Raw genomic sequence first — 13,926 nt, forward strand, 5'->3', positions numbered from 1 at the left:
GCGGCACTGGCCATGACCCTCCTCACCGCGTCCGCGGCACCGGCACTCGCCGCCCCCACACCGGCCGCCACCACCGCCGCGCCCGCCCCCGCCGCGTCCTGCGCCACCGCAGCCCGGCGGCCGCCCTGCGCGCCGTCCCCTGGCGCTACGACCTGCCCGCCTCGCTGGTGGTGTTCCTGGTCGCCCTCCCGCTCTGCGTCGGCATCGCCGTCGCCTCCGGCGTCCCCGCCGAGATCGGCCTGGTCACCGGCATCGTCGGCGGCCTGGTGGTCGGCGCCCTGCCCGGCAGCAGCCTCCAGGTGAGCGGTCCGGCCGCCGGCCTGACCGTGCTCGTCTACGAGGCCGTCCAGGAGTACGGCGCGGGCGCCCTCGGCGTCCTGGTGCTGATCACCGGACTGCTCCAACTCGCCATGGGCGCACTCCGGTTGGGCCGCTGGTTCCGCGCCATGTCGGCCTCGGTGGTGCACGGCATGCTGGCCGGCATCGGCCTCGTCCTGCTCTTCGGCCAGCTGTACGCGCTCGCCGACCGCCGGGCCCCCGGGACCGGACCGGAGAAGATCGCCGGACTGCCCCGGCTGCTCCACGACGCGGTCACCGGTGCCGCCAACCCCAGCGCGGTCGCGCTCGGGGTGGCCACCCTGCTGGTGCTGGTCGCCTGGAAGTACCTGCCGCCCCGGCTCGCCCGCTCGGTGCCCGCCCCGCTGGGCGCCGTCGGCCTGGCCGCCGCCGTCACCGCCGCCGCCGACCTGCCGGTGGCCCGGGTCCGGGTGTCCGGCCTGCTGGGCGTCGTCCAACTGCCCGACCTGGACGCGCTCGGCGCCCTCGCCACCACGGCCGGCCTCGGCACCGTCCTCGCCTTCACCCTGATCGCCTCCGCCGAGACCCTGTTCAGCGCCGCCGCCGTCGACCGGATGCACCACGGCCCGCGCACCGACTACGACCGCGAACTCACCGCCCAGGGCGTCGGCAACACCCTCTGCGGCCTGCTCGGGGCGCTCCCGATGACCGCCGTGATCGTCCGCAGCGCCGCCAACGTCCAGGCCGGCGCCCGCAGCAAGGCCTCGCGCGTGCTGCACGGCTGCTGGCTGCTGCTGTTCACGGCACTCCTGCCGGGCGCGCTCGGCCTCATCCCGCTCACCGCGCTGGCCGCCGTCCTGGTCCACGCGGGCGCCAAGCTCGTCCCGGTCCGGCGGATCGTCGCGCTCTGCCGCGACCACCGGGGCGAGGCGGTGGTGCTCGCCGTGACCGCCGGCTCGATCATCACCACCGACCTGTTCCAGGGGGTGCTGATCGGCGTCGGCCTGGCCGTGGTCAAGTCCGCCTGGCAGACCTCCCACCTGCAGATCGGGGTGGAGGAGCGGCCGGTCGCCGACGGTGCCGGCCTCGGTGAGGAACCGCCGCTGCGGGTGCGGCTGAGCGGCAACGCCACCTTCCTGCGGCTGCCCCGGCTGCTCGACACCCTCGAACGCCTCCCGGCGGACCGGCCGGTCGAACTGGACTGGTCCGGGCTGCGCCACCTCGACCACGCCTGTACGGTCGCCCTGACCGCCTGGGCCGACCAGCACCGGGCCCGCAGCTCCGCCCCGCTCGCGGTCGAACCGCCGCTGCCCACGGTGGTCTGACGGCGCGTCCCGTCACGCTCGGGCCGTCATGCTCGGGCCGGTCCCCGCTCCACCGTGCGGGGATCGGCCCCTCGCTTTCTTTCTTGACCGATCGATCCGGAAAGGCATACGGTTCAGGCATGGCGCGGACCAAGGAATTCGATCCCGACGCGGCGCTCCAGTCGGCTCTTGAGCTGTTCTGGTGCCGCGGCTACGAGGCCACCTCGATGGCGGACCTGGTCGAGCACCTCGGGATCGCCCGCGCCAGTATCTACGCCACCTTCGGCAGCAAGCGGGAACTCTACCTGCGCGCGCTGGAGCGGTACGGCGCGCAGCAGGATCCGGCGCTGCTGGCCGAGCTGTCGCAGCCCGGGCCGGTGCTGCCGGCCGTCCGCGCACTGGTCTGCCGGTTCGCCGGCGAGTCCGCCGCGGACTGCGAGAGCGGTTCGCCGCGCGGCTGCTTCGTCACCAACACCGCGGTCGAACTGGCCCCGCACGACCAGGGCGCGGCCCGCCGGGTGGAGGCCAGTCTGCTGCACCTGGAGACGGTGCTGGCGAGTGCGCTGGTCCGGGCCCAGGCCCAGGGCGAGCTGTCCGAGGGGCGCGACCCGCGGGCGCTGGCCCGGATGCTGCTGGTGCTGTTCCAGGGCATGCGGGTGATCGGCAAGGCCGGCGGCGGCCCGGCCCGCCTGCGCGACGCCGCCGACCAGGCGCTCGCCCTGCTCGACTGATCCGACCCCGAGGGGGTTCCTCCCTCGGCTTTTTCTGTCCCGATACTGAATTTCTCTGTCCCGATACTGAACCGAATGGTCAATTTAGACCCGCGATCGAGGAGCCCCGCATGACCCGCAGCACCACCCGTTTCGCCGGCAAGTCCGTCCTGGTCACCGGCGCGGGCAGCGGCATCGGCCGCGCCGTCGCACTCGCCTTCGCCCGCGAGGGTGCCCGGGTGGCGGTCGCCGGCCGGACGGCGGGCGCGCTCGACGAGACCGTCGCCCTCGTCGAGCAGGAGGGCGGCACCGCCGTCGCCCTGGTCGGCTCGGTCGCCGACGCGGCGGACGCCGCCCGGCTGGTCCGGGAGACCGTGGAGCACCTCGGCGGCCTCGACGTCGCGGTCAACAACGCCGGCGTGCTCGGCGGTGTCGGCGCGGTCGCGGACGTGCCGGAGGAGGAGTGGCGGCGGGTGCTCGACATCAACCTCACCGGCACCTGGCTCGCCATGAAGCACCAGATCGCCCATCAGCGGGCCAACGGCGGCGGTGCCATCGTCAACATCGCCTCCACCCTGGGCACCCACATGCGGATGGAGGGCCTCGGCGCCTACGCCGTCTCCAAGGCCGCCGTCGACACCCTCACCCGCAGCGCCGCCCGCGACCACATCGCCGACGGCGTGCGGATCAACATGGTCAGCCCGGGCCCGATCGACACCACGATGTCCTCCCGCCCCGGCGAGAGCGCGGCCGACAAGGCGGACCGGATGAAGGGCGACGTCCCGGTGGGCCGCGTGGGCGCGGTCGAGGAGGTCGCGGCCGCCGTCCTGCACCTCGCCTCGGCCGAGTCCGCCTTCACCGTCGGCGCCGACCTCGTCCTCGACGGCGGCATCACCGCCTGAGCCGCCCCTGACCGCCGCCGATCGGCCGATCGCCGCCGGGGCGCTCTCTCAGGCGGAGAGCGCCTCGGCGTCCTCGGCGGGGGGAGCGCACGCGGTGGCGAGCTCGTCCAGCGAGAGTCCGAGGGCGTAGGCGAGGGCGGCGACGGTGAAGAAGGCGGGCGTGGGGGCGCGGCCGGTCTCGATCTTGCGCAGCGTCTCGGCGGACACCCCGGCCGCCGCCGCCACCTCGACCATGCTGCGTTCGCCCCGGGCCTCGCGCAGCAGCGCACCGAAGCGCTCGCCGCGCTCGCGTTCCAGGGGGGTCAGTGGAGTCCTCACCATGCCCCCGATCGTAGGCCAGCCCGGTGCCTTGCTCCGCCACCTCTGCGGATCCCACCCCGGGCGGCTGCCCGCTCCGCGCCGCCTCGCCCGCTGCCGTCCGCCCCTCGCCCCCGCCTCGGGCCCCACGCCGCGCCCGCCCGCGTCGGCTGTTCTCTGCGCCGGCCTGCCCCTCCTCGCGCCCGCCGCCCGTCCCCGCAGGCGCCCCCTCCTGTCCGTTACCCACTCCCGACCGTGATAGAAATACCGGTATAAGAATTGGAGCAAGGCTCGGAGGGGTCACATGGTGGAGCTCAAGTCGGATGCGGCACTGGCGGCGATGCGGGAGGCCGGACGCGTGGTCGGCACGGCGCTGGCGGAGATGGAACGGGCCGCCGGCGTCGGGGTGAGCCTGCTGGAATTGGACGAAGTCGCCCGGGAGGTGCTGCGCGGGGCCGGGGCGAGCTCGCCGTTCCTCGGCTACCGGCCGGCCTTCGCCCCGGTGCCCTTCCCCGCCGTGATCTGCGCCTCCGTCAACGACGCCGTGGTGCACGGCATCCCGACCCGCTACCGGCTGCGCGACGGCGACCTGGTGAGCATCGACTTCGGCGCCGTCCTGGACGGCTGGGCCGGCGACGCGGCCGTCACCTTCACCGTCGGCACCGCCCGGCCCGAGGACACCGAGCTGATCGCCACCACCCGGCAGGCCCTCGAAGCGGGCATCGCGGCGGCCGTGGTCGGCAACCGCACCGGCGACATCGCGCACGCCATCGGCACCGTCGCCCGCCGCGCCCGCTGCGGCCTCCCCGAGGGCTTCGGCGGCCACGGCATCGGCCGCCGCATGCACGAGGACCCGCACCTCCCCAACGAGGGCCGCCCCGGCCGCGGCTTCCCGCTGAAGCCGGGCCTCGTCCTCGCCATCGAACCCATGCTCATCGCCGGCGGCACCGACCACCACACCACCGACCCCGACGGCTGGACCCTCCGCACCGCCGACGGCTCCCGTGCCACCCACCTCGAACACACCGTCGCCATCACCGAGGACGGCCCCCGGATCCTCACCCTCCCGTAGCGCCGGTCTTCGAGCCCCCACCCGCCGTGCATGATGACGGGATGAGATGCAGCGACCAGCGCTTCCACGTCATCGTGCTGTCGAACTTCGCGAGGGGCTTCGACAAGTACGCGTTCGCCTACGGCAAGGCGGGGATCCCGGAGAGCACCTTCCCCGACCGGTTCCACCTGCTGACCCGGGCGGAACTCGGCATCGGCATCGCCAAGGCGAGCCGCCTGCTGGACCGGCTGGCCATCCCGGGGGACCGGTTGCTGGTGCTGGAGACCGCGGTGGACCCCGGCGAACTGGTGCCCAACGCGTCGACCGGCCTCGGCATGGAGCTCCACGAGTCCCGCATCCGGTTGTCGGACGTCCACGAACTCGACCGGTCGGGCGACGGGTTCACCCTGCGCCCGACCACCGTCGAGGACGCGATGGCCGCCTCCCTGCGCCTGCACGAGTCGGCCGAGCGGCGCTACGCCGACCTGCGGCCGCGCTCGATCTCCCTGCTGCCGGTCGCCTCCGCCTGCCAGGCGCGGTGCTCGTTCTGCTTCTCCGCGGCCTCGATCTCCAGCGACCAGGCGCCGGCACCGGTCCCGTGGCACACGGTCGGCCCCTGGCTGGAGCGCGCCCGGGCGGCGGGCGCCGAACGCGCGGTGATCACCGGCGGCGGAGAACCCACCCTCCTCCCGTTCGACCAACAGCTGCGACTGGTGTCCGCCTGCGCGGCGGCCTTCCCGAAGGTCGTCCTGATCACCAACGCCCACACCCTGGCGAAGGGTGAGCACACCGACCGCGCGGGCCGACTGGCCGCTCTGGGCGCGGCGGGCCTGAGCGTGCTGGCGGTCTCCCGGCACCACCAGGACGACGCCGTCAACGAGCGGCTGATGTCGCTGCGCACGCCGGTGGGCGCGGTGGTCGACAGCTGGCGCGCGGAGCGGGACCGCTGGCCGGGGCTGCGGCTGCGGCTGATATGCGTGCTCCAGCGCGGTGGGGTGGCCGATCCGGCCGGGGTCGCCGGCTACCTCTCGTGGGCCGCGGCCCTGGGCGTCGAGGAGGTCTGCTTCAAGGAGCTCTACGTCTCCACCAGCACCGAGTCGCTCTACTTCGACCGCGCCGCCAACGTCTGGAGCCGGGAGCACCAGGTCCCGCTGGCCGTCGTCACCCGCTTCGCCGAGCAGCACGGCTTCGAACCGGCGAGCCGTCTGCCCTGGGGCTCGCCGGTCTACCGGGGCAGCTGGGACGGCCGGCCGATCCGGATCGCCGCCTACACCGAACCCAGCCTGCTCTGGGAACGCACCCACGGGATCGCCCGCAGCTGGAACGTCCTGGCCGACGGACGCTGCTACGCCTCCCTGGAGGACCGGGCCAGCGAGATCGTCCCGGAAGGTGTGCCGGCATGAGGTTCGAGGACTTCCGGGAACTCCGGCAGCGGCAGCTCCGCGCCACCCCGTCGCTGCTGGACGCGGCGGAGACCAACCTCTACCGGGCGCTCGCCGCGCTGCGGCCGGAGCCGCTGGCCGACCCGGGCACGGTGTACCGGTGCGACCTCGCCCGGGCCTGGCTGCGGCGGTTCGAGCTGCCGGAGGAGTGGTCCCGCCGCGCCATGATCAGCCGAGGGGTCCGGCACGGGCTCGGCCTGGTGTTCCACCGGCTGCGGGCCGTACGGGCGCGGCTGTGGCTGCCCGCCGACGTGTACCCGGTGTACTTCGAGCTGGCCCGCGCCGCGGGTCTCGCGCCCGGGTCCTACCCGACGCTGCCGGCGCCGGTCCTGCCGAGCCCGCCGGCGGGCTCACCGGCCGACGACCGGCCCGAGTACCTGCTGCTCGCCAACCCCAGCAAGCCGCTCGGCCGGTACCTGTCCGAGGCCGAGTGCGACGAGCTGGTCGCGTGGCTGGACGCCTCCCCGCGCCGCCACCTGCTGATCGACAGCGTCTACGACCTGGGCGCGCCGTTCGCCGCCGGTACCCGGCGACTGCTGGACACCGGCCGCGCGGTGCTGCTGCACTCGGTCACCAAGGGCTGGCTGTGGCCGCGCACCTTTGGCGTGGTCCTGCTGGGCCCGGAGCAGGCCGAACTGGCCGAGGCCTTCCGGGCCGACCCGCCGACGCCCGCTCAGCTGCGGCTCGCCGATCACCTGCTGACCGAGCACGGCGACCTGCCCCGGCAGGTCGCCGACGAACTGGACGCCCGGGCCCGGCGGCTGTTCGACCGTCTGCCGCCCGAGGTGCTCGACGCGATCCCCGGGGCGAGCCGGACCTCTCCCGGCAACTACTTCTTCCCGGTGGAGATCCCGGCGGAGACGCTCCGGCACGAGTACGGTGTGCTGGCCCTCCCGGCCGGCGTCTTCGGCCCGACCGACTGGCCCGGCGCCATCCTGACCAGCCTCGCCGACCCCTTCGAGGGCGGGACCGTCGGCCGAGTGGCGGGGACCTTGGGCCCTGGGGTACGGAGGTAGCGGAGGGGAGGGTGGGGGTGTGGCCGGGAGGTCGTCCCGGCCGGTCGCTTGGTGCGAGCTGGTGGAGGCTGGGATGTCCGAGTCCGTCGTGGTCGGTGTGGATGGTTCGCCGGAGAGTCTCGCGGCGCTGGACTGGGCCGCCGACGAGGCGGTGCGGCGCGGGGCGCCGCTGCGGATGGTGCACGCGTGGCCGAGCCAGGTCACCCCGCTGTCGGTGCTCGCGGCGGTGGACCTGGCGCGGCAGCAGGCGGTCGCGGTGCTGCGCGACGCCGAGCTCCGCGCCCGGGAGGGCCGCCCCGGGCTGGCGGTGTCGGCCGTACAGGTGCCGCACGACGCCGTGCGGTCGCTGCTCGACGAGGCGGAGGCGGCGCCGGCCGAGCTGCTGGTGCTGGGCTCGCGCGGGCTGGGCGTGGTGACCGGGTTCCTGGTCGGCTCGGTGAGCCACCGGGTGCTCGCCCGGGCCGCCTGCCCGGTGGTCCTGGTCCGCCGGGGCGAGAGGTCCGACGCCGAGCGGGCCGCCGCCGAGCGCGAGGTGGTGGTGGGCGTCGACCCGTACGACGGCGCCGAGGAGGTGCTCGGCCACGCCTTCGAGGTCGCCGGCCGGCGCGGCCTCCCGGTGCGCGCCGTGTACGCCTGGACGCTGCCGCCGTCCTACCAGTACGCGGGCATCGCGGCGGGCGTGGACGTCTCCCGCGAGATGTCGGCCTACGCGGAGAACGAGCTGGCCCGGGTGCTGGAGCCGTGGCGGGCCAAGCACCCCGGGGTGACAGTGGTCGAGGAGGCCGTGAACGCGCGCCCGGCCCGGGTGCTGGCGGAACGCGCGGCGGACGCCGAACTGCTGGTGGTCGGGCGGCGGGTCCGCCGGTCGCCGCTGGGCGCCCACGTCGGGGCGGTCGCCCACGCGGTACTGCACCACGCGCCGTGCCCGGTCGCCGTCGTCCCGTACGAGCGCTCCAAGGAGCACGGGCAGGAGCAGGAGCAGCAGCCGGAGCAGGGGCAGCAGGAGCAGGACGGCGAGGACCGTGCCTGGTAGCCACCCCGGCCCCACCAGGCCGACGAGCAAGCGGAACGCGACAGGAGGCGGACGATGAGCGACCCGGTTCTGGTGGGCGTCGACGGCTCGGAGGCGAGCCTGGCGGCGGTGGACGTCGCGGTCCGGGAGGCCCGGCTGCGCGGCTGCGGCCTGCGGATCGTGCACGCCTTCATCTGGCCGTTGATGCACGTCTCGCTCGGGCCGGCCAAGCACGGCCCCGCCGAGGGCGGGCTGCGGCAGCAGGCGGAGGAGGTGCTGGCGGTCGCGCGCGACCGGGCCCGGGCGCTGGACCCGCGGCTGGAGGTGTACACCGAACTGGTCACCGGTGAGCCGCTGAGCGTGCTGGCCCGCCGCTCGCGGGAGTCCTGCCTGGCCGTGGTCGGCAGCCGCGGTCTGGGCCGGTTCGGCGCCCTGCTGATCGGCTCGGTGGCGGTCCACCTGGCCGCGCACGCCGCCTGCCCGGTGCTGATCGTCCGGGGCCGCCCGGACCCGGGCGGGGACGTGCTGGTGGCGGTGGACGGTTCGGGCGTGGGCGCCGAGGCGGGGGGCTTCGCCTTCGCCGAGGCCGCCGTCCGCGGGGCCCGGCTGACCGCCCTGCACGTCTGGCACCCGCACGCGGGCTTTCCGGACCAGGAGGAACGGGTGCTCGCCGAGGCGCTGGCGGGCTGGCGGGAGAAGTACCCGGAGGTCGAGCTGCGGAGCAGCGTGCTGGAGGCGCACCCCCGGCCGGCGCTGATCGAGGCGAGCCGGGAGGCGCAGCTGCTGGTGGTCGGGGCCCGCGGCCGGGGCGGGTTCGCGGGCATGCTGCTCGGTTCGACCAGCCAGGCGATGATCCAGCACGCCCACTGCCCGGTGGCGGTCGTCCGCCACGAGGACGCGGCGGCGGCCGACTGAGCCGGGCGGGCGGCGCCGGACGGCACCCCCGTCCGCCCGGCGCCGCCCGCCCCTCCCCGCTGCCGACCATCCCGGCTCGCTCCGACGGCCGTGGGAGGATCGGCTGGTGCTGAGGATGCGAACGAAGAGGCCGACGGCGGCCACCGCCCCCCGCTCGGGCGCCCGGCGGCCGGGCCTCCGGTGGGCGGCCCTCCGACGGTCCGGCCTCCGGCTCTCCGCCGCGCTGCTCGCCGCGGGCTGCGCCACCGCGACGGTCGGCGCCCCGCCGGCCCGCGCGGCCGACTCCGGCGGGCAGGCGTTCACCATCGGCGACCCGCGGATCACCGAGTCCAGCGGTCTCGCGGCCAGCCGGGTCCATCCCGGCGTCTACTGGACGCACAACGACAGCGACGACGGCCCGTACGTGTACGCCGTCGACTCCCAGGGCCGCACCGTCGCCACCGTCACCCTGCGCGGCGTCTCGCCGCGCGACGTCGAGGCGATCTCGCTCGGCCCCGACGGGCGGCTGTACCTCGGCGACATCGGCGACAACCTCGGTGGCAAGTGGCCCGAGGTCTGGATCTACGCCTTCGCGGAGCCCGCCGAACTGCGCGACCAGACGGTGGAGGCGACCCGCTACAAGGTCCGCTACGAGGACGGCCCCCGCGACGCCGAGGCGCTGATGGTGCATCCGGTGACCGGCCGCGCCTACATCGCCAGCAAGAAGCAGGGCGGCGGCGGCCTCTACCAGGGGCCGGAGCAGCTCTCGCCGACCGGGGTCAACACCTTCCGCCGGATCGCCGACGCCCCGTGGACCACCGACGGGGCCTTCTCGCCGGACGGCACCCGGCTGGTCCTGCGCGGCTACCTCGCCACCACCCTCTACCGCTGGAAGGACGGCGCGCCGAGCGAACTCGGGCGGCTGTCCACGCCGTTCCAGCAGCAGGGCGAGTCGGTCACGTTCACCGCGGACGGCCGGGCGGTGCTCTTCGGCAGCGAGGGCAAAAACAGCCCGGTCTGGCGCTCGCCGCTGGAGGACGGTCAACTTCCGGACACCGTCGAACCCCTGCCGAGCGCCACCCCGTCCGCCGCGCCGTCCCAGTCCGGTGCCGCCGCCCCGCCGGCGGCCGGCGGCGGCACGGGCGGCGCGAACGGCGCGGGCGGCTCGTCCTCGGGCGGTACCGGGGACCAGGTGCTCGGCGTGGTGTTCCTGCTCGCCATCGCGGGCGCGGTGTTCGGGCTACGGCGGAAGAAGGACGCCGGCTGAGGCCGCCGGCTCGCCCGCCCTGTCGGTGCCCGCGCGCCGTTCTTGATCGAATCCGATCAAGTGTGGGCGAACGAGCCGTGTCCGACAAGGGGCAGGTGTCCGGATGGTTCCACCGCCACGCCGAACCCCGCCGATCTGTCGCTGTTTTGTGACAAAGGTTGGCCAACACCGGCCCCACGGGCGGTTTTCGTGGACGTAGTGTTCCGACTATGTCACCGCGTAGCCGCCGCACGTCCTCGGACGCCTCGGGTTCCCCGGAGCCCCACGACACCTGGGTGCCGCGCCCCCGGCGCCGCGAGACCCCCCTCGGCCTGCTCGGCCACGGTGTGAAGTTCCTCGGTTACAGCACCCTCGCGGGCGTCCTGCTCGCGGGCATCGCCCTGCCGGCCGCCGGCGCGCTCGGACTCGGCGTGAAGAGCGGCGTGGAGGAGTTCGACAGCATCCCGGACGACCTGAAGACCCCGCCGCTGACCCAGGCCAGCTGGATCTACGACGCCCAGGGCCGGCAGATCGCCAAGGTCTACGAGCGCGACCGGCGGGTGATCACCGCCGAGGAGATGGGCACGCTGATACGCCAGGCCCAGGTGGACATCGAGGACGCCCGCTTCTACGAGCACGGCGCGGTCGACCTCAAGGGTGTCCTGCGGGCCGTCACCAAGAACGCGGAGAGCGGCGCCGCCGTCCAGGGCGCCTCGACGCTGACCCAGCAGTACGTTAAGAACGTCAACGTGGAGAAGGCCGGCGACGACATCGCGGCCGTCCAGGAGGCGCAGCGCAAGACCCTGGGCCGCAAGATCCAGGAGCTGAAGTACGCGATCAAGCTGGAGGAGGAGCTCCCCAAGGAGCAGATCCTCACCAACTACCTGAACATCACCTACTACGGGCAGCAGGCCTACGGCATCCAGGCCGCCGCCCAGCGGTACTTCGGCAAGGACACCAAGGACCTCACCCTCCCCGAGGCGGCCACCCTGGCGGGCGTGGTGCAGAACCCCTCGCAGTTCGACCCCAAGGCGCACCCGGAGGCCTCCCGCAAGCGCCGCGACACCGTCCTCGACAAGATGGTGGAGAACAAGCACATCACCGCCGAACAGGCCCGGGAGGCCAAGGCGGGGCCGATCGCCCTCAACTACCGGGCGCCGCAGAACGGCTGCATCACGGCCGACGCGGGCATGGGCTTCTTCTGCGACTACGTCAAGCACGTGATCAAGCAGGACCCGGTGTTCGGCAAGACCGCCGCCGAGCGCAAGAAGCTCTGGGACATGGGCGGGCTCTCCATCCACACCACCCTCGACCCGGTCAAGCAGGCCGCCGCGCTGAAGGCGGTGACCGCCAAGGTCGCCGTCACCGACCAGGTCTCGGCCGCGATCACCATGGTCGAGCCGGGCACCGGCCGGATCCTCGCGATGGCCCAGACCCGCCCGTACGGCATCGAGCCGGCCAAGAACCAGACCGTCGTCAACTACAACGTGGACGCGGCGATGGGCGGCGGCAACGGCTTCCAGCCGGGCTCCAACTTCAAGCCGATCGTGGCCGCCGCCGCCCTGGAGGCCGGGCTCCAGCCGACCCAGTCCTACGCGTCGCCGAACAAGATGGACTGGCCGACGATGAGCACCTGCGACGGCACCTGGAAGAACCTGGAGAAGGGCAAGAAGGGCGGCGCCATCCCCAACGAGTCGTCGGGCGAGGTCGGCCCGTACGAGCTGAAGGAGGCGATGGCGCTCTCGGTCAACACCTACTTCGTGCAGATGGAGCAGGAGATCGGCCTCTGCGCGGTCAAGCAGATGGCCAACAAGCTCGGCGTGGCGGGCAAGGCGAGCGGCAAGCCGCTGCAGGAGCTGCCGGCCCTGGGCCTGGGCACCCAGGAGGTGAGCCCGCTGGTGATGGCCAACGTCTACGCGACCTTCGCCAACCGCGGCACCTACTGCACGCCGGTCGCCATCAGCCGGATCACCACGGTGGACGGCAAGGACGTCCCGGTGACGCCGAGCAAGTGCGACCGGGTGCTCTCCGAGAACACCGCCGACGTCCTCAACACCGTGCTGCTCGGGGTGACCGAGAAGGGCGGCACCGCGCGTGACCTCGGCCTCGACGACGACCGCCAGATCGCCGGCAAGACCGGCACCTCGGACGAGAAGAAGTCCGCCTGGTTCAGCGGCTACACCGCCAACCTGGCCACCTCGGTCTGGCTCGGCGGCCCGGCCGGCGGCGTGCCGATGAAGAACATCAGGATCGGCGGCAAGTACTTCGAGGAGGTCTTCGGGGCCACCGGCCCGGGCCCGATCTGGCAGATGGCCATGAACGACGCCGTGCGGGGCATGCCGGAGAAGGAGTTCCAGACCGTCTACATCCCCAACCCGGTCAAGCGCGACCCGTCGGCGAGCGGGAGCGGCAGCGGCAGCCCGAGCGGGTCGGGCACACCGGGCGGTCCGGCCACCGACACCGCGCCGACCTGGCCCGGCGGGCGCACCCCGGCGCCCGGCCGTCCGCCGCGCACCACCAAGCCGAACCCGCCGAGCCTGCCCGCCCAGCCCACCCAGCAGTCCCACCCCGACGACGACCCGAGCGACGGCTGACCCGCCGCCGGTCCCGTGACGCGAGGGGCCCCGGACCGTCCATCGGTCCGGGGCCCCTCGCGTCACAAACGTCAGCGCGCGCCCTTGGCCGCCCAGAAGTCCTGGCGGGCCAGCACCGAGGTGTCGGTCTGGTCGGTGAAGAAGCCGTCCACGCCGAGCTCGTACAGGTACTTGGCCCAGCCGATCGCGTCGCCGTACGCGTTCGGGTCGGTGCCCTTGCGGTAGTCGAGCGGCAGGAAGCCGTTCTCGTTGCGCACGGTGTACGGGTGCAGCAGCAGGTTGGCCGCGTGCGCGTCCCGGACCAGGGTGGTCGGCGGCTGGAGCTTGCCGGTGGCGTCGACCGGGGCGATCAGCTGGGTGGTCGGGCCGATGCCGTGCGCGAAGGAGGAGATCCAGCGCAGGCCCTCGGGCGTCACCAGGTCGGCCACCGTGCGCGGGTCTCCGGCCAGCACGAAGTCGTACGGGCGGCTGGTCGGGCCGCTGAGCAGCTGGATCCGCGGGTTGTCGACCAGCTTGGCCAGCCGCTGCAGGCTGCTCGGCTCGAAGGACTGCAGGATCGCCCGGCCGTTGCGCCCGGCCAGCCCGGTGCGGCGCAGCTCGTCCGCGAGGCGCTCCTCCAGCGGCAGGCCGATCGAGCGGAAGTAGCTCGGGTGCTTGGTCTCCGGGTACACCCAGACGTCGCGGCCCAGCTCGCGGCCGCGCTTGCGGGCGAAGTCGGCCATCTCGCGGAAGGTCGGTATCGCCCAGCGGCCGTCGTACAGGGTGTTGCGCTGGCGCTGCTGCGGCAGGCGCTCCTTGGCGCGCAGGGTGCGCAGCTCGGCGAGCGTGAAGTCCTCGGTGAACCAGCCGGTCTGGGCCGCGCCGTCGATGGTCTTGGTGGTCTTGCGGCCCGCGAACTCCGGGTGGTCGGCGACGTCGGTGGTCTCCGCGATGTTGTTCTCGTGCCGGACCACCAGGTGGCCGTCCTTGGTGGGGACGAGGTCCGGCTCGATGACGTCCGCGCCGAGCTGCAGCGCCAGGTCGTAGGAGCCCAGGGTGTGCTCGGGGCGGTAGCCGGGGGCGCCGCGGTGGCCGATGACCAGCGGGTGCGGCAGGCGGTCCAGGCCGGTGCCGGTGCGCACCGGCGGCCGGGCGCCGAGCAGCCCGGCGCCGACGACGAGC

At 74.1% G+C, this 13,926-nt stretch carries 12 protein-coding genes; 10 read left to right on the forward strand and 2 right to left on the reverse strand.

Annotated features, from left to right (window positions below; genetic code table 11):
* The first annotated feature begins 98 nt into the window (after nucleotides 1-98).
* From AB0N76_RS36880 to AB0N76_RS36890, 3 genes are all read left to right on the forward strand, one after another.
* Nucleotides 99-1,622 (forward strand): SulP family inorganic anion transporter, encoded by a 1,524-nt coding sequence (locus AB0N76_RS36880; RefSeq protein WP_363565011.1) that lies wholly within the window; start codon nucleotides 99-101, stop codon nucleotides 1,620-1,622.
* Nucleotides 1,623-1,741: 119 nt separating this feature from the next.
* Nucleotides 1,742-2,332, forward strand: a complete 591-nt coding sequence (locus tag AB0N76_RS36885; RefSeq protein WP_363564989.1) for a TetR family transcriptional regulator — start codon at nucleotides 1,742-1,744, stop codon at nucleotides 2,330-2,332.
* Nucleotides 2,333-2,442: 110 nt separating this feature from the next.
* The gene (locus AB0N76_RS36890; RefSeq protein WP_363564991.1) at nucleotides 2,443-3,213 is read left to right on the forward strand and encodes an SDR family oxidoreductase; all 771 of its coding nucleotides are present in this window, start codon (nucleotides 2,443-2,445) and stop codon (nucleotides 3,211-3,213) included.
* 48 nt (nucleotides 3,214-3,261) lie between these two features.
* Here the strand turns inward: AB0N76_RS36890 and AB0N76_RS36895 are convergent, their stop codons facing one another.
* Nucleotides 3,262-3,534, reverse strand: a complete 273-nt coding sequence (locus AB0N76_RS36895; protein WP_363564993.1) for a helix-turn-helix transcriptional regulator — start codon at nucleotides 3,532-3,534, stop codon at nucleotides 3,262-3,264.
* 280 nt (nucleotides 3,535-3,814) lie between these two features.
* On the opposite strand from AB0N76_RS36895, the gene map reads away from it, so the two are divergent.
* From map to AB0N76_RS36930, 7 genes are all read left to right on the forward strand, one after another.
* Nucleotides 3,815-4,582 (forward strand): type I methionyl aminopeptidase, encoded by a 768-nt coding sequence (map, locus tag AB0N76_RS36900; RefSeq protein WP_363564995.1) that lies wholly within the window; start codon nucleotides 3,815-3,817, stop codon nucleotides 4,580-4,582.
* Nucleotides 4,583-4,623: 41 nt separating this feature from the next.
* Complete coding sequence (locus tag AB0N76_RS36905; protein ID WP_363564997.1) at nucleotides 4,624-5,964, forward strand: radical SAM protein; 1,341 nt, start codon at nucleotides 4,624-4,626, stop codon at nucleotides 5,962-5,964.
* Nucleotides 5,961-7,019 (forward strand): aminotransferase class I/II-fold pyridoxal phosphate-dependent enzyme, encoded by a 1,059-nt coding sequence (locus tag AB0N76_RS36910; protein ID WP_363564999.1) that lies wholly within the window; start codon nucleotides 5,961-5,963, stop codon nucleotides 7,017-7,019. The genes AB0N76_RS36905 and AB0N76_RS36910 overlap by 4 nt, the downstream gene beginning before the upstream one ends.
* A 73-nt stretch (nucleotides 7,020-7,092) precedes the next feature.
* Nucleotides 7,093-8,052, forward strand: coding sequence for a universal stress protein (locus AB0N76_RS36915; RefSeq protein WP_363565001.1), 960 nt, complete (start codon nucleotides 7,093-7,095; stop codon nucleotides 8,050-8,052).
* A 54-nt stretch (nucleotides 8,053-8,106) separates the two neighbouring features.
* Nucleotides 8,107-8,946 (forward strand): universal stress protein, encoded by an 840-nt coding sequence (locus AB0N76_RS36920; RefSeq protein WP_363565003.1) that lies wholly within the window; start codon nucleotides 8,107-8,109, stop codon nucleotides 8,944-8,946.
* A 115-nt stretch (nucleotides 8,947-9,061) separates the two neighbouring features.
* Entirely contained in the window at nucleotides 9,062-10,192 is a 1,131-nt protein-coding gene (locus AB0N76_RS36925; protein WP_363565005.1) for a hypothetical protein, read from the forward strand.
* Nucleotides 10,193-10,401: 209 nt separating this feature from the next.
* Nucleotides 10,402-12,765, forward strand: a complete 2,364-nt coding sequence (locus AB0N76_RS36930; RefSeq protein WP_363565007.1) for a transglycosylase domain-containing protein — start codon at nucleotides 10,402-10,404, stop codon at nucleotides 12,763-12,765.
* 71 nt (nucleotides 12,766-12,836) lie between these two features.
* Here the strand turns inward: AB0N76_RS36930 and AB0N76_RS36935 are convergent.
* The coding region (locus AB0N76_RS36935) for a glycerophosphodiester phosphodiesterase (protein ID WP_363565009.1) at nucleotides 12,837-13,926 on the reverse strand (1,090 nt) is incomplete at its 5' end.

This window comes from Kitasatospora sp. NPDC093806 (genome assembly GCF_040683335.1).
Classification (GTDB): domain Bacteria; phylum Actinomycetota; class Actinomycetes; order Streptomycetales; family Streptomycetaceae; genus Kitasatospora.

Excerpts from the sequence above, each read along its gene's own strand:
- AB0N76_RS36885 (WP_363564989.1), top strand. The coding sequence starts at position 1,742 with ATGGCGCGGACCAAGGAATTCGATCCCGACGCGGCGCTCCAGTCGGCT.
- AB0N76_RS36890 (WP_363564991.1), top strand. The coding sequence starts at position 2,443 with ATGACCCGCAGCACCACCCGTTTCGCCGGCAAGTCCGTCCTGGTCACC.
- AB0N76_RS36895 (WP_363564993.1), bottom strand. The coding sequence starts at position 3,534 with ATGGTGAGGACTCCACTGACCCCCCTGGAACGCGAGCGCGGCGAGCGC.
- map (WP_363564995.1), top strand. The coding sequence starts at position 3,815 with ATGGTGGAGCTCAAGTCGGATGCGGCACTGGCGGCGATGCGGGAGGCC.
- AB0N76_RS36905 (WP_363564997.1), top strand. The coding sequence starts at position 4,624 with ATGAGATGCAGCGACCAGCGCTTCCACGTCATCGTGCTGTCGAACTTC.
- AB0N76_RS36910 (WP_363564999.1), top strand. The coding sequence starts at position 5,961 with ATGAGGTTCGAGGACTTCCGGGAACTCCGGCAGCGGCAGCTCCGCGCC.
- AB0N76_RS36915 (WP_363565001.1), top strand. The coding sequence starts at position 7,093 with ATGTCCGAGTCCGTCGTGGTCGGTGTGGATGGTTCGCCGGAGAGTCTC.
- AB0N76_RS36920 (WP_363565003.1), top strand. The coding sequence starts at position 8,107 with ATGAGCGACCCGGTTCTGGTGGGCGTCGACGGCTCGGAGGCGAGCCTG.
- AB0N76_RS36925 (WP_363565005.1), top strand. The coding sequence starts at position 9,062 with ATGCGAACGAAGAGGCCGACGGCGGCCACCGCCCCCCGCTCGGGCGCC.
- AB0N76_RS36930 (WP_363565007.1), top strand. The coding sequence starts at position 10,402 with ATGTCACCGCGTAGCCGCCGCACGTCCTCGGACGCCTCGGGTTCCCCG.